A 22,351-nucleotide genomic window follows, 5' to 3' on the forward strand; every position below is an offset into this window, starting at 1 on the left:
CTTTTTTAATGAAAATTGATATTTATTGTATAAAGGAGAGTTTACATGATAGAAAGTAAAGTTGTAGATTCTATTCCAACTTTGACTGAGAATGATTGTCAAATATGGTGGGCAAGAATTTCAGATTTACAATCATGGCATTACAATTTACTAAACGATGTTGAACGAGAGAAAGCAAATTCATATCATCAATCGGCAGATCGTGCACGATTTATAATAGGTTGTGTAATTAGTAGATTAGTTCTTGGAAAGATCCTTTCTATGTCACCAGTTCAAGTACCAATCGATCGAATGTGCCCTGTATGTAAGTTACAACATGGCAGACCGCAATTACCAAAAGGAATGCCACAAATATCTGTTTCACATTCGGGTGAGTGGGTTGTTGTTACATTTACAAAGTCTGCACTTGTTGGCGTTGATGTTGAACAAATGAATCCAAATGTAGATGTTATGAAAATGGCAGAGGGCGTATTAACAGACATTGAAATAGCACAAGTTATGAAATTATCTAATGAACAGAAAATAGAAGGTTTTTTAACATATTGGACTCGAAAAGAAGCAGTACTCAAAGCGACAGGTGAAGGACTAATGATTCCGCCAGTACATATTACTGTATCGGCTCCAAATGATCCTCCAAATTTGTTAGTTTTTAAGGATAGGCAGGAATTAGTAGAAAATACAATGATGGCAGATATAAGGCCGAGTGTAGATTATATGGCTTCAATTGCAATATTTAGTAAAGAAGTAACTGAAATTACACAGTTAGACGCAGTAGCGCTTTTAAATTATAAATAAGTTAAATAAAAAATCTTATAGAAGAGGTGTTCCTCATGTTAGTAGCGGAAAATAGAACAAATGAATTCACTTATAATGTACAAGCAATTAAAAATATTTTATTTTCTGGAGATACATCATCTATCCATGCCTTAGAAAAGCTTTTGAATGATACAGTTCAGTTTGATGTTCTCGAACAAGAGGTACTTGATAGACAGTACATCCCGAAAGAAGCAAAGAATTTCTTTGATAAAAACGGAACATTTCTATACCGTGTATCCAATGTTAGTTATAAAGGAAAAGTGTTATCTGAAAATCTAATTTTTGCGGACACTTCGTTTTTACCAAATACAATTAAGAGTGAATTAGAGAGTGGAAATATTCCAGTTGAAAAACTTATAGAAAAGATGGAAGTAAGAAGAAACGTATTATACGAAGGATATCAGCCATCTGGGAATATTATTGAATTGTTTGATGGATGCTCTGTTACGGCGAATGTGTATCCAACTAGAAAATATCAAATTGTAAGTAACTGCAAATGTATATTTTATATTTGTGAAGTATATCATGCTGAGAATATAAAGGAATTACTTAAATAAAACAAGAAACCAGCCTATAAAATGGCTGGTTTCTTGTTTATTTCACAGCTTCTTTTAACTCTTTACCTGCTTTAAATGCTGGAACTTTACCAGCAGCGATTTGAATTTCTTCGCCAGTTTGCGGGTTACGTCCTGTACGAGCAGATCTTTCGCGCACTTCAAAAGTTCCAAAGCCGATTAATTGAACTTTATCGCCAGATTGTAATGCAGTAGCAATTGTGTCAAATACGGATTGTACCGCTGCAGAAGCTTCCTTTTGAGAAATATCAGCGGATTGTGCCACGTTTTTAACTAATTCTGTTTTGTTCATGTTTTCACCTCATAAAAAGTTTTTTAGAATGAATGTTTTAGTATAATGGATAGTATAGAGAAAGCTATTTATACAGTTAGAAAGAATACTATATAGTTATGTTAATTTCGTTGTAAGAGACTGAATCCCTGCTAATAATTAGGGATTAATTAAGAATTGATGTATAGAAAACGCTGTAATATGAGGATGAGGGGGAGTATATGAATGATTTTTCGTGAAAAGAATGAGAATGAAAGTATATTAATTCGTCAACATGATCATGGTTTTTTAGCTGGAGAGATTGCAAGGCACATAAAAGAAGATTTTTTTGAAAATAAAACATACTTAAAAGAGGCACTAGATGCAATATATGAGCATGATAGAGGATGGATAGAGCTTGATAAAGTACCGATTTTAAATAATTCTAAAAATATCCCATATACATTTATGGATTGTCCAAGTTCATTGCGCTTTGTCTTTTATACGATTGGTTTGAATGAAATTGAAGAGTCTAATCCATATGGGGCGTTACTGTGTAGTAAACACTTTTTATCATTTCCATTAAATGATAAAGATGAAGAGATGATGTTTTTTTATAAACATGAATTGGAACGACAAAAAAGAGTTTTGAAAACGTTAACAAAAGAACAGTTTTCGATGTTCGATAAACATTATAGATTACTAAAGTTTTGTGATGAACTTTCTTTATATGTATGTATGAATAAACCTGGTGTAGAAAAGGAAGATGAAATTGATTTGTTTAAAGATGGGTTTGAAGGAACAGAAATGTTTAATAACAAGGATGATAAACTTATACAAGCTGAATGGGTGGACGAGGAAACAATTCGGATTACACCGTTTCCATTTCAAACTGAATTTCATACGTATGTAAATTATAAAGCTATAAATAAATATGTAGTTGAGGAAAAAGGGATTGCAAAAGCTGATAGAGAATCGAAAATGGAGAAACAAAGCATTCGTTTCATACAATAAGGAGGCGATTTAGATTGAAAGATTACATGTTAAAACAGGTGGATTACCATGCTTGGGCTAATATACGATTATTCAATCGACTAAAAGAATTACCAAACTATGAGACTATTTTTAATGAACAGATACAGAGTGTATTTCCATCAATCAAGGATACTTTTGCGCATATTTATATTACAGATCAAGTGTGGTTACACATATTGCATGGTAAAAGTATGAATGAAGCAATACAAGACCGAGAAAAATTACGAAAACATATCGAAACTAAATCGTTACATGAATTAGAAAAAATGTTTGAAAACATGGCAAATCAATATGAAGAATTTTTAAGTGCAATACAAGACGTGAATGCTGTATTTGTTATCGAGAATCCATATGCAGGGAAATTAGAAACTTCAATTTTAGAGTTAGTACAACATGTCGTAAATCATGGTACATATCATAGAGGAAATATAACAGCGATGATCCGTCAACTTGGTCATTCGTCGACAATGATGGATTTTGTACTGTATTTACATATGGTGCAGAAGGAAGTGAAATAGGTGAAAAAAAGAATGGCTTATTATAGATAAGCCATTCTTGTTATAGTGACTAACTTGCCTGTTTTTTATGACTTTCTTTCAATTTCTCTGCTTGTAAAAAGCGGTTCGTTTCAGCAACAACAATACCACTTAACCCAATAAGGCCAATTAAGTTTGGAATCGCCATTAGTCCATTTGCAATATCAGCAAATGTCCATACGATGCCTAGCTTTAAATTAGCACCTATAGCAATCATGACGATAAAGATTGCTTTATAATATTTAACAGCACCTTCTCCAAATAAATAAGCCACACACTTCTCGCCGTAATACGACCATCCTAAAATAGTAGAGTAGGCAAATAATATAATTGCGATACCAAGAATCATACTACCAGCAGTGCCAAATACAGATTGGAACGCAAGTGTTGTCGCTTCAACGCCAGTTTTACCTGATTTCCATGCACCTGTAGTAATTAATACTAGCCCTGTAATTGTACATACAATAAACGTATCTAGAAAAGTACCAGTCATAGAAACTAAAGCTTGCTTTGCAGGTGAATCAGTTTTTGCGGCAGCTGCGGCAATAGGGGCACTCCCTAAACCAGCTTCGTTCGCAAATACACCGCGCGCCATTCCGATTTGAATTGCAGATGCAATTGTTGCGCCAATAAAACCACCAGCAGCTGCAGTCCCATTGAATGCGCCAGAAAAAATAAGTGAGAATGCTTCTGGAATTTGATCGTAGTGATAGAAAATAATAATAAGCCCAGCAATGATATAAAAGAAAGCTTTAATAGGAACGATGTATCCTGTCACTTTCCCGATTTTTTTCACACCGCCTAAAATAACAATGGCGATTAAAAACGACATAAATATACCAGTTAAAGCAGGGGGGAAAGAGAAATTAATTCGCATTGCCTCTGCTACTGAGTTAGATTGCACCATATTACCGATACCGAAAGAAGCAGTTGTGCCGAATATAGCAAATAAAACAGCAAGCCATTTCTTACCTAAACCACGTTCTAAATAGTACATTGGTCCACCTGAATATTCACCATTTTCATTACTAACACGGTATTTCACCGCAAGAATTGCTTCGGCATATTTTGTTGCCATACCGAACAAAGCAGTAATCCACATCCAAAAAATTGCACCGGGTCCACCGATCGTTACAGCAGTTGCAACACCGGCTATATTCCCCATACCAATCGTTGCCGCCATAGCTGTCATAAGTGCTTGGAAGTGGCTAATATCTCCAGAGGAAGATGTATCTTCTGATTTTTTAAAAGCTAGTTTGTGAGCGTATAATAGTTTACTAAACTGTAACCCTTTTAAACGCACTGTGAGAATGATACCAGTACCAACGAGTAGCAACAACGTTGGTAATCCCCACACATAGTGATTGATTTGTTCTAATACTGTACTTACTGTCTCCATCTGTATTCTCCTTTTTATGAAAAAATAAAAACCACTTCAAGTAAATGAAATGGTCTCTGGAGAAACAAGGGATAGAAAAATAAACCGATACAAATCGGCTTTTTCTTTCGCTTGTCTCTGTCCTTTTACCTGAGAGATTATCCGCTATAGTAGCGGATTTGCTCCTTCGGTGCTCGTTTTCCTCTGCGCTATATAAAGCGAGAGGGAGTCTCTCCAGAGATTCGTCCCCATGCAGTTCTACTTGTAACCAAGACCTGAGAGTTTCAAAGTTGCTTCAGCAACTTTTTGCCCCGTCGGTAGATCAATAGACCTTCTCCTGAATGGTTCATCCGAATTATAAAATTTATAAAAACATTGATTGTAAATCAATAAAAATATTATAGACAGACAAAATGTGAATTGCAATCTTTTTTTATTTTAAAATAGTAACCAGTTTTATTTTTTTGCAAGTCCTAATTTAACTTCAACTTCATTTAACGTAGATAAAGCGAGGACAATATGTTGGTCCGCAAGTCCTAAAGCATGTTTAGTATTTTCAATTGTTTCATTGGAAGGAGTAGAGTTATTTGCTCCGTCTATAATTAAATCTGCTGCGTTTTTCATAAATTTAGAAGCAGTCTTAAATTCAGTTGTGAAATAAACTAGTTGTTTTTGTATTTGTACTTCCGATATATTTTCATTAATTTTCACAGTGTCTATTTCGTTCATAATTTTTTCGTATTGCTTGGAAATAGCAGTCATTGTGACTAATAGTTTATCTCTGTCTACTGAATCTCCGTTCGTGTTAATCTCTTCCCAGGCAGGCAACCAATCTTTTTCGATGATGTCATTATAATTTGTAGTTAATTCATCAATTTTTGGTTGTAATTTAGTTTTAAAACTTTTTGTATCAATTGTTTCTACGGTAGTTTTTTCGTTATTATTTTTATCTTTAGTTGTGTAGAAAATCGTACAGGTAATAATAAAAATAGAAATAACTATTGTCCATTTATTAAAAAATAATTTCTTCAATGGGTAATACCTCCAAAAATAAACATTCTTTAATTATAATATATAACAATAATATTGTTAATAATAGAGAATATAGTCTGGAATTGATTTTAATTATATTTTTTATATACACAAATAATCAATATTAGTAAAATAATGAAAGTAATATGTGAGAAAAGAGGGTTTTTAGTGAAAATGAATAGAAGAAAACTAGTTTCAAATATTTCAACGGTTGTGTTATTAGTTGGTTTATTTACACTTATATATTTAGACAAAGAATCTAAAGTTGAAGATTTTCCAGTACCAATGTCAGCAATTCATATTAACGATGATAAGGAAGAGCATTATAAATATATAAGTGTAATGCCTATTACAAAGGCAAGTGGATGGGAGAACTTAGGGGAAAACGGGCATACTGTTAGTTTTAAAAAAGGAGAGCGGAAGGTAACTGTATTACATTATCCGGGAGAACTTACGTATTATTTATTTGAACAAAAGGTGAATAAGGGAGATAAGATAAAGTTGTAATTCGTTAAGGGTTACATCTTTTCTTTTGATTCTGAATTATTTGAAATAAAATCAGATAGATGGTTTGATAGATGTAGTGATAAATATGATTAGTTCTATATGCACATAAAGAGTAATGAGGAGATTATAAAAATATTATGTAAACTAAAAATTGTAAGTAGAAGATAAATTATATCCTAAGGGGGAGTTAAAAATGTTACTAAAAACAATCTACTGTAAGGTAGAAGAAGAGAAAAAGGACTTATTTTCAAAAGCACAAGAAAAATGGCGTGATATACAGCATCTAGATGGATTTCACGGGCAATTTGGTGGATGGTATGAGGATGAGGCATGTGTATTTACTTTATGGGAAGATAGAAGTGCGTATCAATCATTTATGAATGGTGCTCACGATACCATTTATTTAAATAGTAATCAAGAGGATACGTTTCTTTCATGTGAAATTGAATTGTTTCAAACGTTGTATGATATAACTGATATGCCTATGAAAGACGTTGTTACAGATGAGTCATTTGTAAGAGTTGCAATTTGTGATGTAATGGCGGGAATGGAAAAGCAGTTTTTACATAAACAAGAAACAATTTGGAATAAAGGGATGGAAAATGCAAAAGGGATGTTAGGTGGAGTTGTTGGGAAGTCTTTAAAAACTGAAAATCGTTACATAGTGTTAACTTATTGGAAAGATGAAATGGCGCATCAAAATTATGTAGATGAGATTTTTCCAGAGTTGTATAAACTAGCTAATATTTATGAGGATTTAGAAGATATAAGAGGTAAACAAGCTGTATGTAAGGAAGAGTGGCTTGTATATTAAGTGTTCAAAACGTGCATAAATGAATGTATAATAAAGATATTTTCTTATAAAACGAGTAATTAATAGAAGACGTTATATACCCTTTCATGTTAATATATTTAAGTTATAATAGAAGGCTTACCCTTTTGTATTGTACGGTAGAAGCAGTGTGAGCTTGAAATTTTGTTTAGAAAAGGATGTGCCTAATTTGCGTATCAATAAATTTATTAGTGAAGCTGGAAAAGCGTCTCGACGTGGAGCAGATAAATTAATTAATGAGAGAAGAGTAATTATTAACGGTAAGGTTGCAAAAATTGGTGACCAAGTCAATCCAGGTGATGATGTACGCGTAAATGGAGAGCAACTTCGTATTGCTCGAGATCACGTATATATTGCTTTAAATAAACCAGTAGGTATTACATGTACAAGTGAAAAAGCTGTAAAAGGTAACATTATCGATTTAGTGAATCATCCTTTACGAATTAGTCACATTGGACGTCTTGATAAAGACTCAGACGGTTTAATTTTGTTAACGAATGATGGTGATATCGTTAATGAAATTTTACGTGCTGAAAACAAACATGAGAAAGAATATATCGTTTCTGTAGATAAGCCAATTACACCTGATTTCTTAGAAAAAATGGCAGCTGGTGTGAAGATTTTAGGAACGAAAACACTTCCTTGTGAGATCACACAGTTATCAAAATATGAGTTCAACATTATTTTAACACAAGGGTTGAATCGTCAAATTCGTCGTATGTGTGAAGCTTTAGGTTATCAAGTATACACGTTAAAGCGTACAAGAATTATGAATATAGAATTAAATAATTTACCTGTTGGACAGTGGAGAGATTTATCGAAGAAAGAGAAACGACGTCTATTTTCAGACTTAAATTACGAACCACAAGATTGGTAAAATTGAGAAGGGGAAACCAAAAATCTATTTTTGGTTTCTTTTTTTATTTAATAAAAAATCATTTTTAAACACTTGCAATAATAAAATGAATAAGATATAGTAAATAACAATTAATGGATGTACTTTTAAAAGCAAAGAAAAGGACACGAGTTATTTTATCCGGTTATACAGAGAAGGAAGGAAAGCTGAGAACTTCCTAACGCAGAAAAATAACTTACCACCTTAGAGCTGCACTAGGGAAATTAAGTATCTAGTGCCGTGTAAGCGACGTTATCGCAATAGAAGCCATTATGTTTTTTGTGATGGGAATCTGGGTGGAACCACGGATATAAGCATATTCGTCCCTATTTTAGGGATGAATATGCTTTTTTGTATTCAATTTCATAATAAGCGAAGAAAAGGGCACGAGTTATTTTACCCGGTTATACAGAGAAGGAAGGAAAGCTGAGAACTTCCTAACGCAGAAAAATAACTTACCACCTTAGAGCTGCACTGGGGAAATACAGTATCTAGTGCCGTGTAAACGACGTTACCGTAAAAGAAGCCATTGTATGTTTACGATGGGAATCTGGGTGGAACCACGGGTATAAGCACACTCGTCCCTATTTTAGGGATGAGTGTGCTTTTTATTATGAAATGGAGAGATGAAAAATGAAAGAACAGATGATTGAAATTAAATTTCCAGATGGTAGCGTTAAAGAATATGTAAAAGGAATTACTTTAGAAGAAATTGCTGGATCCATTAGCAGTAGTTTAAAAAAGAAAGCAGTCGCAGGGAAAGTAAATGATCAGTTATTTGATTTACGCCGAAATATTGAAGAAAATGCGGAAGTAGAAATCATTACTATAGATTCAAATGAAGGTGTAGAAATTGCAAGACATTCTGCGGCACATATTTTAGCGCAAGCTGTAAAGAGAATGCAAGGTAATGTAAACCTTGGTGTAGGGCCTGTTATTGAAAATGGGTTTTATTATGATATGGATCTACCTAGTAGTGTAAACGTGGAAGATTTACCGGAAATCGAAAAAGAAATGAAAAAGATTATAAATGAAAATGTAAAAATAGAACGAGTGGAGGTCTCACGAGAAGAGGCAAAAAAACTGTTTCAAGAAATGAATGATCACCTGAAATTAGAATTGTTAGAAGCAATTCCTAATGGGGAAAGTGTAACACTATATAAACAAGGTGAATTTGTAGACTTATGTAGAGGACCACATTTACCATCAACAGGCTATTTGAAAGCCTTCCAATTAACTCACGTTTCTGGTGCATATTGGCGAGGGGATAGTAACAATCAAGTGCTTCAGCGTATATATGGTGTTGCGTTCGCTTCCCAAAAAGAATTAGAAGAGTATTTACATTTCGTTGAAGAAGCAGCAAAAAGAAATCATCGTAAATTAGGTAGTGAGCTGGAGTTATTTATGTTTTCTGAAGAGGCTCCGGGAATGCCATTTTATTTACCGAAAGGACAAATTATTCGTAATGAATTAGAAGCATTTTTAAGAGAAATTCAAAAAGAGTATAAGTATCAAGAAGTACGTACTCCGTTTATGATGAACCAAGAATTATGGGAGAAATCAGGACACTGGGGACATTATAAAGACAACATGTATTTCTCTGAAGTAGACAATAAAAGTTTCGCATTAAAGCCAATGAACTGCCCAGGACATATGTTAATGTTCAAAAATAAATTACATTCTTATCGCGAATTGCCAATTCGTATGTGTGAGTTCGGTCAAGTACACCGACACGAATTTAGCGGGGCATTAAATGGATTATTAAGAGTACGTACTTTCTGCCAAGATGATGCTCATTTATTTGTAACTCCAGAACAAATTGAAGATGAAATTAAATCCGTAATGGCGCAAATTGATTACGTTTATAAAACTTTTGGATTCGAATATGAAGTAGAGCTTTCTACTCGTCCAGAAGATTCAATGGGTGATGATAAGTTGTGGGAGCAAGCAGAAGAGGCATTAGAAAATGTATTACATTCATTGAATTATAAATATAGACTAAATGAAGGTGACGGTGCATTTTACGGACCGAAAATCGACTTCCATATTAAAGACGCTCTAAATAGAAGTCATCAGTGCGGGACAATCCAACTAGATTTCCAAATGCCAGAGAAGTTTGATTTAAATTATATAGATGAGATGAATGAAAAGAGAAGACCAGTTGTCATTCACAGAGCAGTTTTAGGATCTTTAGACCGTTTCTTAGCGATATTAATTGAGCACTTTGGAGGCGCGTTCCCGGCATGGGTGGCACCAGTTCAAGTGAAAGTTATTCCAGTTTCGAATGCAGTCCATGTACAATATGCAGAAGAGGTTGTAGATAAATTAGCGCAAGTTGGCGTTCGTGTGGAACGAGATGTCCGAGATGAAAAGTTAGGATATAAAATAAGAGAAGCACAAATGCAAAAAGTTCCTTATGTTCTTGTTATTGGGGATAAGGAAATGGAGAACGGATCTGTAAATGTACGTAAATACGGTGAAGACCAGTCAGAAGTTATTGAACTAAATGGGTTTGTGGAGAGTATAAAAGAGGAAATAAAAAATAAGAAATAGAGATTGATAATAAAAGACACCATTAACATGTATTACTGAATTTAAACTCATTAAAGAACCATAATAAATGATGAAGGGATAGCGATTAAGCTATCCCTTCATCATTTATTGCCACATACTTCACTTCATACTGTTAAATCATTTTCTGATTTTATATGAATGGCTTCTTGTAAGAGCTTTTGGAGAACTGCAGCAAAAACAGCAATCACGATAGAGGAGAAAATAATGATCAATCCAATCGGTATAAAACTTGGAGGATCAATTTTTTTTGCCATAAGATAGTAAAGTGGCATACCTAGTATGTATATGGTACCGATAGTGAGGGCACAGTATTTTATATTTTTTAAAGCCTTTACTGATAATACCGAGAACGCTTTGTTCTCATCAATATAACTTAAAAGTTTTAAAACTTGATATAGAGCGAAGTAAAAAGGCATCGTCGCTACGTACATATCGATTAAAACGAGAGATTTCATATAAGCAATAGCTGGATACAATTCTCCAGCGAAATTCCCGATTTTAGGAACTAAAAATATGCACAATGCAAGTACTACTATACCTATAAAAACAATAGCTAGTTTTAAAAAGAGTGTTGAAACTTGTTTCATAAAAAACACCTCGTTTATTTAATGACAACATGATTTTATCATATAATTTATCGTTTTAAAATAAAATTATATTGTTTTTTAACTTATTATTATTGTTATTTATGTATCATATTAATTTTGGTGAAAATAAAAAGCCTTTTTCATTACAAAGAAAATTCCCTTATAAAGTGGTCTGTAACATTTTTACCTTACAAAAATGTAAGGTAAATGTAAGCGAAATCGAAGGAATGAGTTTTAGAAAAGTGAGAATATGAAATAGGAAAAAGGTTTACGTAACTCGTGTAACCCTTACTAATTGAAAAATTAAAAAATTATTAAGAATTTACATGAGAAAAAGATAAGAAATATGTGAGAAATTAATTTTATACAAAAGGGATGGAGTGAAAGAGATGTCAACAAATGTAGTTACTGTAGAAAGTGTAGAAAAAACGTATGGGAAAAGAAATGAGAATCAGTCAAAAGCGTTAAGGGGTGTGTCATTAAGTATTAAAGAAGGGGAATTCGTCGGGATTATGGGGCCTTCTGGATCTGGAAAAACGACTTTACTTAATGTGATTAGTACATTGGATCAAGCGACGGGTGGCAGTGTGACAATAGCTGGTACAAATATTACTTCTATGAAGGGGAATGCATTATCTGATTTTCGATCTCAAAAATTAGGATTCATTTTTCAAGATTTTAACTTACTTGAAAACTTATCAATTTATGAAAATATCGCTTTACCACTTTCATTACAAGGCGTACCTTCAAGTGAGATTACTGGAAAGGTGAATGAGGTTGCGAAGAAATTAGGGATTACTGAAATTTTAACGAAATATCCAACTGCTGTTTCTGGGGGACAAAAACAAAGAACAGCGGCAGCGCGAGCTTTAGTACATAATCCAGCAATCGTATTAGCAGATGAACCGACAGGAGCGCTTGATAGTAAAAATGCAAAAAGCCTATTAGAAGCGATGCAAGATTTACATGAAAATCACAATGTAAGTATTTTAATGGTAACGCATGATGCATTTAGTGCGAGTTATTGTGAACGTATTTTATTTATTCAAGACGGTCTTCTTTATAAAGAGTTAAAGCGACAAGGAACGCGGGAAAGTTTCTATCAAGATATTTTAGGTGTGCTCGCTCATATGGGCTCAGCTGCTGAGTCTAAGTAGGAGGGCGAGACTATGTTATTCAAATTATCACGTCATAGTATGAAAAAGATGTTAAAAGATTATATGGTTTTACTTATTGGTCTCGTTATTAGTATTAGTATCTTCTACATGTTCCAAACGATGGCGATGAATAGTGAATTTACGAAGGATAATAGTCTTATTAGTAGTATTAGGCTCGTTTTCTGGGTAGGGGCCATACTATTATCTTTCATTACTGTATTTTATATTATATATGCCAATTCATTCTTACTCACATTAAGAAGAAAAGAACTCGGTATGTATATGATGCTCGGTGCGAAAAAGAAAAAAGTAGCACAATTATTATTTATTGAAACATTCGGTATGGGTATTGTCAGTATTATTATCGGGATTTTAGTAGGGATGTTACTTGCAAGTGTAGCAGGAAACTTTTTAATGAATGGTATGGAAATTTCAGCGAAAGGTAGTTACTTATCTGTATATACACCAGCAATCTTAGTTACAGCTATTTTCTTCTTAATACTATTTTTTATTACTGGTTTAATGAATAGCATCCGTTTATTACGTAAAACAGAATTAGAATTAATACGTGAAGATGAAACATTAGATGAAGTGAAGAAAAGTAAAACTCGTATTATTATAATGACTGTACTTGGTGTATTACTAGTAAGTACAGGATACTATTTTATGGTAAATATAAAAATGTTTGCTGAAATCGGTTTTATAATAGCGACAATCGTTACAACACTTGGAACATATTTTATCTTTAGTTCATTGCTCCCATTTTTTGTGATGAAAATTAAAGGGAATAAAAAACGAAATGAAACGGGCTTAAATAGTTTTACATATGCACAGTTACGCTTTCGCGTAAATAGCTTATCGAGAGTACTAGGTACAGTAGCGATGTTAATTGCATTAGGTGCAGGGGCAATGACGGCAGGTATGGCGTTTCAAAAAAATGTCGGCATTATGACAGACTTTTCTCGTGTATATGATGTTGTAATTCATGATCCAAATGATCAAGATAATGCGGCCTTGAAAGAAATGAAAATTGTTGAAGAAAGTAAGTACAAGTATAAAGTAGATGGAGAAGCGGTTTATTATTTACGTAACGACTTAACTGCGAAACCACCACTTGTTTCTGATCACTTTGATACAAAAACTTTAAAAGAGCCAGCTCGAAAACGTGTGGCTGAACCTTTAACTGAACCTGTTTATTCTGCTTTGGAAGCTCCCGAAGCAGCGAATAAACTTCCTCGTATGCCAAGGGATTGGGAAGATGCGGTTGTAAGAGAAATACAAATTACACATAATCAATTTAACGGAAAACCTGTAAGAATTGCTGATGAAGAACACTACAAAGCAGTTCAAGGAACGGAACATAGTGTAACATTAGCAAAAGTAGACGATATGAAAAAATATAAACCGTTGTTGCTGGATATAGATAAGAGGCAAAAAGAGTTAATTGAAACATCAACAGGTACAAAAGTAGAACTATATACGAAAATGACAATTTATCAGTTTATGAACAGTTTCATGAGTGGAACAATGTTTATGGGATTCTTCCTCGGAATTGCCTTTTTAGCAATGATGGCAAGTTCGCTAATGTTCAAAATATTAACAGGTGCTTCTCGTGACGTACGCCGTTATGAAATGTTACGAAAAATCGGTGTGAGACGTAGTATGTTAACAAAAAGTATATATAAAGAAATTTCATATTTATTTATCTTCCCAGCAATTATTGGAATTTCCCACGTGTTAGTAGGGCTTAACTTATTCAGCTTTATATTAGTTGACCCGTTTGTGAAAGTGTGGGTGCCAATAGGGATTTTCTTAGTCATTTATTTCATCTATTACTGGATTACTGTCCAACTTTATAAAGGTATGGTAATGCCGAAAGAAGAAGTAGCGGAATAGTTTAATAAAAAAGTCCTTGTTTAGAAAACAAGGACTTTTTAATTTATAATACATTGTGACTAAACCTTCCTATTATTAATGTATTGAAAATTAAGAAAATATTAAGAGTTTATATAGCTGAAAGTTAAGAAGTGTGTGGGATATTAAGAATGTACAAAAGATCAAGGTGAAATTGGAAATTGTGATTGTTGTACATTCATATTTTTTGAGGTAGTTTTACAGAACTAAATTGATGTTTTTATAAATTTAAAAGAAAGGAGACTACTTATGAAGAAGATAAGAAAATTAATAAAACTTATTGGTGTCATCACCACACTATTATTAATCGTAGCACTAATATTTCCTACATGGACTTCGCAAATAAAGGGAAAAAACAGTATAAGTACATTAGAGAAAGTAGAGATAAATGGAAGTGATCATGAAATTATGATACGCGGCAAAGATAAGAACAATCCGATTATTATTTTTGTACATGGTGGACCAGGTACTTCAGAAATACCATATGCTCAAAAATACCAAGACTTATTGGAAGAGAAATTCACAGTTGTTAATTACGATCAAAGAGCGAGCGGGAAGTCGTATCATTTCTTTGAAGACTATTCGAATCTTACATCAGATCTTCTTGTAGAAGACTTATTAGCTATGACAGATTATATTTCAAAACGTCTAGGTAAAGAAAAAGTAATATTGGTTGGTCATTCTTACGGTACATATATCGGAATGCAAGCTGCCAATAAAGCTCCTGAAAAATATGAAGCATATGTTGGCATAGGGCAGATGAGTGATACAGTTGAAAGTGAAATGGATAGTTTAAATTATGTGATTGAACAGGCACAAAATGCTGGTAATACAGATGAGGTTACCTATTTAAATGGGTTGACTGAAAAAATTAAAAATGGCGATACATACACTCCGAGAAAGTATGTTGCGAAATATGGTGGAACATCAAGAGGCATTGAAAATCCAGATGATGATAACATTGGAATGTTACTCAGTAATGAATATAACTTGTTGGACGTAATTCGTTATAACGTTGGATTATCACATTCTCAAACTGTCTTATTAGAAAAGGATTTAAAGAATCCATTGCCTACTAAGGTGACTAAAATGAAATTACCGCTTTATATCCTTATGGGGAAATATGACTATAACACTTCATTTCATGCAGCAAAAACATATTTTGATACGATTGAAGCAGATCAAAAAGAATTTATTACTTTTGAGAAATCAGCTCATTATCCACAATTTGAAGAGAAAGAAAAATTTTATAAGTGGATGTGCGATACATTCGTAAAATAAATAAAGTGTATCCTAACTTTAGAGAATTAAAAAAGGTAGCGAGACGTAAAAAGAGCTTAGCTATATATCATTACGTGAAGCGAAGTTAAATAAAAAGACTCTTGTATAAAAGACAAGAGTCTTTTTATAATGTTCTCTATATAGAAGGAAAAGATTGGATAATGGTCGAAAAAATATAATATAACTTCCAAGAAATGACTGAAAAAATAAAATTTTGTCGCGGGAAAGGGTTAGAAGTATGAAAGAAATGCTACAGTTATTTCGTAACAAAGTGTATGCACGTTTTTTTCTAGCAAATATTTTAGAGCGACTCGGTTCTATGATTGCTGGAGTTTCTTTAATGTTTTATTTGCTAGATCAATACGGAAAACAACCAGTTTACGCAACGATGACACAAATTATGGTGGCATTACCTGCATTAATCTTTTTTCTATTAGTAGGGACAGTAGTGGATCGTTTTGATAGACAGCGTATTTGTACGGTAAGTAATATATGTTGTTCGCTCTGTAATATCGGAATTCTAATTTCGCTTTATTACGGAATGATTATACTCGTCTTTATATTTTTATTTTTGGAAAATGCATGTATACAATTTTTCTCTCCATCAGAACAGTCGATGATACAGGGAGTAGTTGAATCCGACCAATACGGTGCAGCAGCGGGCATGAATCAAATGGTAAATAGTTTGTATGCTTTGTTTGGTGTAGGCATTGCAACGATGGTGTACTGGACTTTTGGAATTTACGGGAGCGTTTTAGTAAATACGCTCACTTTTATTATGAGTGGTATTTTGATCCAAACGATTTCCATTCCAGAAAAAGTGCGTTTGCCAAACGGTAGAACAAAATGGAAAGAAGTTAATTTGAAAATGTTAATAACAGAGTTTCAAGAAGGGATCAAGTATATATATCAAAATGACACTTTAAAAAAATTACTTTTAGGATTTATCGTATTTGGATTATTGAATGGTATTTTAAGCGTATCCACAACTTACATATTAAAATATAAATTAGCACCAGCAACGTATGAAAGTTTAACGATGGTGGGCGGTGTAGTTGGAGGAATTTCATTATTAATTGGAAGTATAGTAGCAACAAGTATAGGTAAGAAATATGCACCTAAGCCTATTATTGTATTTGGTATGGCGGGCTCAGCGGTCTTTTTCGGTATGTGTTACTTTGTAAATCACGTATGGTCTTTTTATGTATGTATCGCTTTTGCGACTTTCTTTTTACCATTTATTAATGTTGCAATAATGGGATGGATGTATGAAATTGTAGAAGAATCATTTATGGGACGCGTTCAAAGTTTACTTAGTCCATTAACGACAGGATTCCAGTTGTTATCTCTCGGTGCGATAGCAATGTTGTTCCCGCAATGGATTCGTGCAGATACTTTGTATATTATTTTATTTGGTTTATTATTTTTTGTTACGTGTTTATATCAAGCCGTTTTACCTAGTGGGAAGAAACACGTGCAAGGTATAGCTGAAGAGATTTAATATCTGGTTTTTTATTTCTGAATATTCTATCTGGTGATAAGGGGAACTCGTTATGTTGATGCGAATTGTTAAATGGTGTGGGGTTACTTGTTTACAACTAGTAGCTGCAATTTTATGTATAATTTGTCTAGGTGCGCTGCCGCGTTTATTTAAGGGATTGCAAATCGATTTAATCGGTTTTTGGAACACGATTGTTTTTCTTGGAGGGAAGTTACTACAACCGGGTGAAATTACATATGGATTTCGGGACTCAAGAAAATTATTTCCGCAAATTTGGATTCATTATATTGAAACGATGATTGTATTTCTCTCAGCGTTTTTACTATCTTTGCTTATCGCATATATACTTGTCGTTTGGGTATTGCAGCGTTCTCATATGAAACAAAAAATGTGGAACGGGTTTTTTCTTACGCTTGAGAGTATACCAGATATATTACTTATTTTATTATCACAACTTCTTGTCGTAATTCTTTTTCAAAAAACAGGATTTATGCCGGTCAAACTGGCTGGATTAGGGGAAGAAAGGATACGTTTGTTACCAATTATATGTCTTACAATACCAACAACATTATTGTTTATTAAACTGTTGTTATTACGGTTTAAAGAAGAATTAGAGAAAGAATATAGTTTGTTTGCCAAGAGTAAAGGATTAAGCTTACGGCATATTTTGACACATCATATTTCAAGAAATGTTTTATTGACGACAATTTATTATGCGAAAACAAATATTTTATTTATGCTTTCAAATTTATATATTATCGAATGGATTTTCAATACATATGGAATGTTTGTTTTTGTAAAAGAAAATTCTAAATTAGAAATATTTACAGTGAGTCTAGTTATATTATACGTGCCGCTTTTTATACTATTTCGCATATTACATACGCTTTTACAAAATGTTATAAAGGAGCGTGTGTAATATGTGGCAAGTTGTAAAAAGAGATGTGAGATTTTGGATAGGTATTACTTTTTTGAGTGTACTAATGATTGTTAGTATTGGATATACGGTGTTTTTTGATGGTAATATTCGTGAACTTACGATGATGTATAACGAAAAAGGGGAACTAGAGGCAGCTCCATTTTCACCATCAAGTAAATTTTGGTTTGGAAGTGATGTGAAAGGTCGTGACCTTGTTCAATTAATAATAGAAGGCGCGAAATGGACAGTTGGAGCGAGTATAATTATAGCGATTTTACGAGTTATAGTTGGAGGGGGAATTGGTTTACTTCTTGGTATGTATGGTAAACGTTCTTTTCCAGTTATTTCATCCTTTTTTAATCCTTTTAGTATTGTACCGATGGTTATGATTTCTTATTTTATGTTAAATGAAGTTTTAACGTTTGACAGTGGAGCGGAAGTTGTGCCGTTATATTTGCGTGTGACATTTCAAATTATAGTACTTGTATGCCTTGCTGTACCAACGGTTATGTTGTATGTAGCGCAAGAAGTCAAGCGTATTAAGAAGGAAGAATTTATGTTGGCAGCTACTGTGCTCGGCGGAAGTAAGTGGCATAGGTTGAAGCGCCATATATGGCCGCATATGTTACCGTCATTTCTTTTATTAGTAGCCCAACAATTTGTAAGTACTTTATTACTACTTTTACACCTTGGTTTGTTGCAATTATTTTTTGGTGGAACAATAACCTTCAGTGGAATGGATCCAGATAGTGTAACAAAAGAATGGACTGGCCTAATTGGTCAAAACTTCCGCCATTTAACTACACATACATGGATTGTACTTATACCAATTGCTTTTTATAGTATGACAATTTTAGCGGGAAATCTAGTTAGTAATAGTATGCAAGATGCGATTAAACTAGGAAATGTAAGAACACCAAGGAGCAAGGATAAAGAGGTAAAGGAAGAGAAGCGAGTACAAACTAATATGAATGATTTTTCCTTTTATAGAGAGATACAAAAACAAAAAAGATAGCTGAAGACAAATCGTTTTCAGCTATCTTTTTTGTTTATAGTGGTGGTAAATCAATCTTACCTTCTTCAAATAATTCTTTTATCATATGCTTCGTATAACCAGCTGCCTGACCAAAGGTGATTTTTGCTGGCATTGGTGCTTCATTTGCATCTACAACTACATCAATAATACACGGTCTATTTTGTTTTATCGCATTTTCGAAAGCTGGAAGTAGTTCATCTACATTCTCAACACGGTATCCAATACCTCCGCACGCCTCTGCGTATTTTGCAAAATCAGGGTTTGTTAAGTCTGTGCCAAATTCGATGTTCCCCATAACTTCTTGTTCGAATTTAATCATGGCGATCTTATTATTGTTTAAAACAACGACCACGATCGGCAGTTTATATTTAACAGCTGTTACGAAGTCGTTCATTGTCATTCCAAAACCACCGTCACCACAAACTGCAAATACTTGTTTATTCGGGTAAGCAATTTTTCCAGCAAGTGCACCAGGTAAACCGCAGCCAAGTGTTGCGAGCCAACTAGAAATGATAAATTGTTGATTTGTCATACGGAAGTGTCTTGCTGTCCATACTGTTACATTTCCGACATCGACTGATAATATTGCATCATCATGAGCTACTTGTTGCAGTGCATGCATAACACGTTGTGGCTTAATTGGAGTAGAAGTATCGTCTTCTTGATCGTGTAATTTTTCTTCCCACTTTTTCATCATTTCTTGATGATGCTCTAAGAAGGAATGGTCCTCCTGTTTTTCTACATTTTCAATTAACCATTTTAATGTTTTATCAGCGTCACCAGCTAAGCCGATATCTGTTACGTAACGTTTCCCGATTTGGGCAGGATCAGTATCGATATGAATTGTTTTTGCTTTTTCGGGTAAGAAGCCAGTAAACGGATAAGAAGTACCAACCATAATTAAAGTATCTGCATGTTTCATTGCATCATAAGAAGGTTTCGTTCCAATTAATCCTAATCCACCGATACAAAGTGGATGATCATCAGGGATAATTCCTTTAGCTGGTAATGTAAGTACAATTGGAGCACCGATGTGTTCTGCGAAAGTAAGTAAAGATTCTCTCGCATGTTTCGTACCTTTTCCAGCTAAAATAACTGGCTTTTTCGCTTCATTTATTGCGAGTTTTGCAGCGTGTAAATCTTCTTCTTGCGGAAATAACTCAGGTAATGTAAAAGAAGTATTTGTAACACGAGCACCACTTTTTACTTCGAATTTCGGAACATCATCTGGAATTGTAAGAACAGATACACCTTTTTTCGTATACGCCATTCGAATCGCTTGATTCACGACAGCTGGTAGCTGTTCTGCTGACATAATGCGCTGGTTATATACCGCAACATCATCGAATAATCTTTCTAAGTTTACTTCTTGGAAAAAATCCGTCCCGAGTAAATCGGTTTCAACTTGACCTGAAATTGCTAGAACAGGGGCTTTATCGAGTTTAGCATCATATAAACCATTTAATAAATGAATAGCACCCGGCCCTGCGATTGCCATACAAACGCCGAGTTTTCCTGTTAACTTAGCATAGGAAGCTGCTGCTAGTGCACCAGCTTCTTCATGGCGAACTTGAATGAATTTGATTTTATCTTGTTTTTTTCTTAAAGCTTCAATTATAGAATTGATAGAATCTCCAGGCATTCCGTAAATGTGTTCTACTCCCCAGTCAATTAATAGGTCAACTAATGCTTCACCGGCTGTTTTCCCAAACATAATTTTTCCTCCTTATAATAGGTAGATACTATTATGTTTTGGAGAAAAAGGAAAAATATACAAATGATTATATTATTATCTTTAATGATGACCAGTAACTAGTGTAAATACTGTTATTAGTAAAAATCCACTAGTTTCCCACATTAAAAATGTAAGGAAGGAGAGCTGTTTTTTAGCCTTCCAAAGCATTTCGTGAATTGTGACATAGCCAAGTGAACCGATAGCGCTCCCCATAATGAGCCCTTGTAAATGTAGAGCTTTTCCTTCCATCAAAATGCCAAAAACAGTACCAATTCCGAGAATAAGTGAAAGTAATAAAGTCGTTAATAAAAATGAAATGTATTTATGCTTTGTAAAGAGGAAGGGGATGATTAATGCTAAGCCTTCAGGAATATGGTGAATTACAATTGCAAGTAAAAAAGGAATGGCAGAGTCGTTATGATTTATAAATGCTGTACCTAATGCAAAGCCACTCGGCAAATTATGAATAAATATAGCAAAAGAAAGAAAAAGGAAAGTTTGCCACGCTTGTTGATCTTTTTTATGTATCATTGGATGATGACAATAGTTATCTAATAAACTCATAACCAAAATACCGATAGCTATACCGAGTATAGGGCCGATTATTTCATAGCTTGCAAATGTTTCAGGAATAATTTCAAGGGATAAAAGGCCAAGCAAAATTCCGCCACATAATGCATATAAACGATGCATTTTTTCTTCAATTAGCTGGCGCGTAGCAATGCCAACAGCACCGCCTAATAATAAGCCACCGAATGAAAAAAATGTAACTATCATAGGAATCCATAATCGTTCCATCGTATCACACTCCGATTCTTCCACTTATTTTTAGCTTACGAAAAGGAAAGTTAGATTAGTCCAAGTAATTGTGTTTGATTATAGAGAAAAAACTAATAATTCGTTATAATTTATATATTAAATTTAAGTGGAAACATGAAATGGGGAATACGTTTGCAAACAAAATGGAGTTTATCTGAATACGAAAATCCAAAACGATATGATATAGAAAATAAAAGTCTGTCAGATTTTCCGTTCTTACTATCATGGGCACAAAAACTAAATATACAAAATGAATGGATTCTAGATATTGCCTGCGGTACAGGAAGGGTTACAATTCCATTTATAGAAAACGGATATCAAATGATGGGTGTAGATATACATGAAGGTATGCTTGCTGAAGCGAAGAGAAAATCTATGGAGTGTAAAAAAGTAAAATGGCTACAACAAGACTGCTTACAATTAAAGATTGAAGAAACGATTCCGTTAGCATTTATGGTTGGCCATGGATTTCAGCATTTTCTTACGAATACTGATCAAAATAAGTTATTAACATCTATTCATCATGTGTTAGCTGATAATGGTATATTTATATTCGATACACGTTTTCCTTCAAAAGAAGAATTAATACAACCATCTACAGAAGAATATTGGACAACTATTCGTGATGAAAAGGGAAGAAAATGCGATCTATATACTGAAATGACATACGATTCAATTCAGCAAATACAGCATTACATAACAACAAGAAGGTTTTATGAGGGGGAGGTGAAAATAGAAGAACTGAAAACAACGATTGATCTTCGCTATACGTATCCGCAAGAGTTAGAAAGATTATTAGTAGCGAATGGGTTTGAATTATTACATATATATAATGATTGGGAAGGAAATGAGTTAGGGGAAGATTGTTATTCAATGGTGGTTGTTTGTCAGAAGAAATAGTAGGATAGTTTAAAAATATGAATGTAAAGTAATAAGCATATTAGATGAAAAGAATTTTTTTACATAAGATAA

21 protein-coding genes, 1 riboswitch and 2 other annotated features are annotated in these 22,351 nt (G+C 33.6%); of the genes, 15 read left to right on the forward strand and 6 right to left on the reverse strand.

From position 1 onward, the window contains the following. Positions 1-45 precede the first annotated feature (45 nt). Together sfp and J0835_RS11470 are read left to right on the forward strand one after the other, a co-directional pair. On the forward strand, positions 46-795 hold the full coding sequence (sfp, locus tag J0835_RS11465; RefSeq protein WP_144536299.1) for a 4'-phosphopantetheinyl transferase Sfp: 750 nt from the start codon (positions 46-48) through the stop codon (positions 793-795). Between the two features lie 35 nt (positions 796-830). Further along, complete coding sequence (locus J0835_RS11470) at positions 831-1,373, forward strand: hypothetical protein (RefSeq protein WP_000959141.1); 543 nt, start codon at positions 831-833, stop codon at positions 1,371-1,373. 37 nt (positions 1,374-1,410) lie between these two features. On the opposite strand, the gene J0835_RS11475 is transcribed toward J0835_RS11470, so the two are convergent. Next, complete coding sequence (locus tag J0835_RS11475) at positions 1,411-1,683, reverse strand: HU family DNA-binding protein (RefSeq protein ID WP_001043960.1); 273 nt, start codon at positions 1,681-1,683, stop codon at positions 1,411-1,413. 204 nt (positions 1,684-1,887) lie between these two features. Here J0835_RS11475 and J0835_RS11480 point away from each other — a divergent pair, with 204 nt between their 5' ends. Both J0835_RS11480 and J0835_RS11485 read left to right on the forward strand, forming a co-directional pair. Next, a complete protein-coding gene (locus J0835_RS11480; RefSeq protein ID WP_087980368.1) occupies positions 1,888-2,655 on the forward strand; it encodes a DUF3891 family protein in 768 nt (255 codons plus the stop codon). A 14-nt stretch (positions 2,656-2,669) separates the two neighbouring features. Next, on the forward strand, positions 2,670-3,194 hold the full coding sequence (locus J0835_RS11485) for a DinB family protein (RefSeq protein WP_087980369.1): 525 nt from the start codon (positions 2,670-2,672) through the stop codon (positions 3,192-3,194). 49 nt (positions 3,195-3,243) lie between these two features. Here J0835_RS11485 and J0835_RS11490 read toward each other — a convergent pair whose 3' ends face one another. Beyond that, complete coding sequence (locus J0835_RS11490) at positions 3,244-4,611, reverse strand: alanine/glycine:cation symporter family protein (RefSeq protein ID WP_000451054.1); 1,368 nt, start codon at positions 4,609-4,611, stop codon at positions 3,244-3,246. Between the two features lie 107 nt (positions 4,612-4,718). After that, positions 4,719-4,838, reverse strand: a riboswitch (glycine riboswitch). Positions 4,839-5,046: 208 nt separating this feature from the next. Beyond that, positions 5,047-5,622: a hypothetical protein gene (locus tag J0835_RS11495; protein WP_087980370.1), complete on the reverse strand. Its 576-nt coding sequence runs from the start codon at positions 5,620-5,622 to the stop codon at positions 5,047-5,049. Between the two features lie 132 nt (positions 5,623-5,754). On the opposite strand from J0835_RS11495, the gene J0835_RS11500 reads away from it, so the two are divergent. The 4 genes from J0835_RS11500 (at position 5,755) to thrS (ending at position 10,409) form a co-directional block, all read left to right on the forward strand. Then, positions 5,755-6,129, forward strand: a complete 375-nt coding sequence (locus J0835_RS11500; protein ID WP_140386745.1) for a hypothetical protein — start codon at positions 5,755-5,757, stop codon at positions 6,127-6,129. Positions 6,130-6,322: 193 nt separating this feature from the next. Next, positions 6,323-6,943 carry a YdbC family protein gene (locus J0835_RS11505; RefSeq protein WP_087980372.1) on the forward strand — a complete coding sequence of 207 codons (621 nt, stop codon included), beginning with the start codon at positions 6,323-6,325 and terminating at the stop codon, positions 6,941-6,943. A 187-nt stretch (positions 6,944-7,130) separates the two neighbouring features. Beyond that, a complete protein-coding gene (locus J0835_RS11510; RefSeq protein WP_001222159.1) occupies positions 7,131-7,838 on the forward strand; it encodes a pseudouridine synthase in 708 nt (235 codons plus the stop codon). Positions 7,839-7,963: 125 nt separating this feature from the next. Next, positions 7,964-8,187: a binding site (T-box leader), on the forward strand. Positions 8,188-8,222: 35 nt separating this feature from the next. Beyond that, positions 8,223-8,445: a binding site (T-box leader), on the forward strand. Between the two features lie 44 nt (positions 8,446-8,489). Further along, on the forward strand, positions 8,490-10,409 hold the full coding sequence (thrS, locus tag J0835_RS11515; protein ID WP_087980373.1) for a threonine--tRNA ligase: 1,920 nt from the start codon (positions 8,490-8,492) through the stop codon (positions 10,407-10,409). A 125-nt stretch (positions 10,410-10,534) separates the two neighbouring features. On the opposite strand, the gene J0835_RS11520 is transcribed toward thrS, so the two are convergent. Continuing rightward, positions 10,535-11,017 carry a DUF2975 domain-containing protein gene (locus J0835_RS11520; protein ID WP_087980374.1) on the reverse strand — a complete coding sequence of 161 codons (483 nt, stop codon included), beginning with the start codon at positions 11,015-11,017 and terminating at the stop codon, positions 10,535-10,537. Between the two features lie 389 nt (positions 11,018-11,406). On the opposite strand from J0835_RS11520, the gene J0835_RS11525 reads away from it, so the two are divergent. The 6 genes from J0835_RS11525 to J0835_RS11550 all read left to right on the forward strand — a co-directional run bounded on the left by J0835_RS11525 (position 11,407) and on the right by J0835_RS11550 (position 18,804). Next, positions 11,407-12,174, forward strand: coding sequence for an ABC transporter ATP-binding protein (locus J0835_RS11525; protein ID WP_000106430.1), 768 nt, complete (start codon positions 11,407-11,409; stop codon positions 12,172-12,174). A 12-nt stretch (positions 12,175-12,186) separates the two neighbouring features. Further along, positions 12,187-14,070, forward strand: a complete 1,884-nt coding sequence (locus tag J0835_RS11530) for an FtsX-like permease family protein (protein ID WP_087980375.1) — start codon at positions 12,187-12,189, stop codon at positions 14,068-14,070. 267 nt (positions 14,071-14,337) lie between these two features. Continuing rightward, entirely contained in the window at positions 14,338-15,369 is a 1,032-nt protein-coding gene (locus J0835_RS11535) for an alpha/beta hydrolase (RefSeq protein WP_087980377.1), read from the forward strand. 214 nt (positions 15,370-15,583) lie between these two features. Continuing rightward, positions 15,584-16,870: an MFS transporter gene (locus J0835_RS11540; RefSeq protein ID WP_087980378.1), complete on the forward strand. Its 1,287-nt coding sequence runs from the start codon at positions 15,584-15,586 to the stop codon at positions 16,868-16,870. A 52-nt stretch (positions 16,871-16,922) separates the two neighbouring features. After that, complete coding sequence (locus J0835_RS11545) at positions 16,923-17,789, forward strand: ABC transporter permease subunit (protein ID WP_140386746.1); 867 nt, start codon at positions 16,923-16,925, stop codon at positions 17,787-17,789. Position 17,790: 1 nt separating this feature from the next. Then, positions 17,791-18,804 (forward strand): ABC transporter permease subunit, encoded by a 1,014-nt coding sequence (locus J0835_RS11550; protein ID WP_087980379.1) that lies wholly within the window; start codon positions 17,791-17,793, stop codon positions 18,802-18,804. Between the two features lie 34 nt (positions 18,805-18,838). Here J0835_RS11550 and J0835_RS11555 read toward each other — a convergent pair whose 3' ends face one another. Together J0835_RS11555 and J0835_RS11560 are read right to left on the reverse strand one after the other, a co-directional pair. Beyond that, a complete protein-coding gene (locus tag J0835_RS11555; RefSeq protein ID WP_087980380.1) occupies positions 18,839-20,539 on the reverse strand; it encodes a pyruvate oxidase in 1,701 nt (566 codons plus the stop codon). Positions 20,540-20,620: 81 nt separating this feature from the next. Next, positions 20,621-21,358, reverse strand: coding sequence for a ZIP family metal transporter (locus tag J0835_RS11560; protein ID WP_087980381.1), 738 nt, complete (start codon positions 21,356-21,358; stop codon positions 20,621-20,623). A gap of 135 nt (positions 21,359-21,493) precedes the next feature. Here J0835_RS11560 and J0835_RS11565 point away from each other — a divergent pair, with 135 nt between their 5' ends. Next, the gene (locus J0835_RS11565) at positions 21,494-22,279 is read left to right on the forward strand and encodes a class I SAM-dependent methyltransferase (RefSeq protein WP_087980382.1); all 786 of its coding nucleotides are present in this window, start codon (positions 21,494-21,496) and stop codon (positions 22,277-22,279) included. Positions 22,280-22,351 lie beyond the last annotated feature (72 nt).

Source organism: Bacillus cereus group sp. Sample62, assembly GCF_036851315.1.
In the GTDB taxonomy this organism is placed as follows: domain Bacteria; phylum Bacillota; class Bacilli; order Bacillales; family Bacillaceae_G; genus Bacillus_A; species Bacillus_A wiedmannii.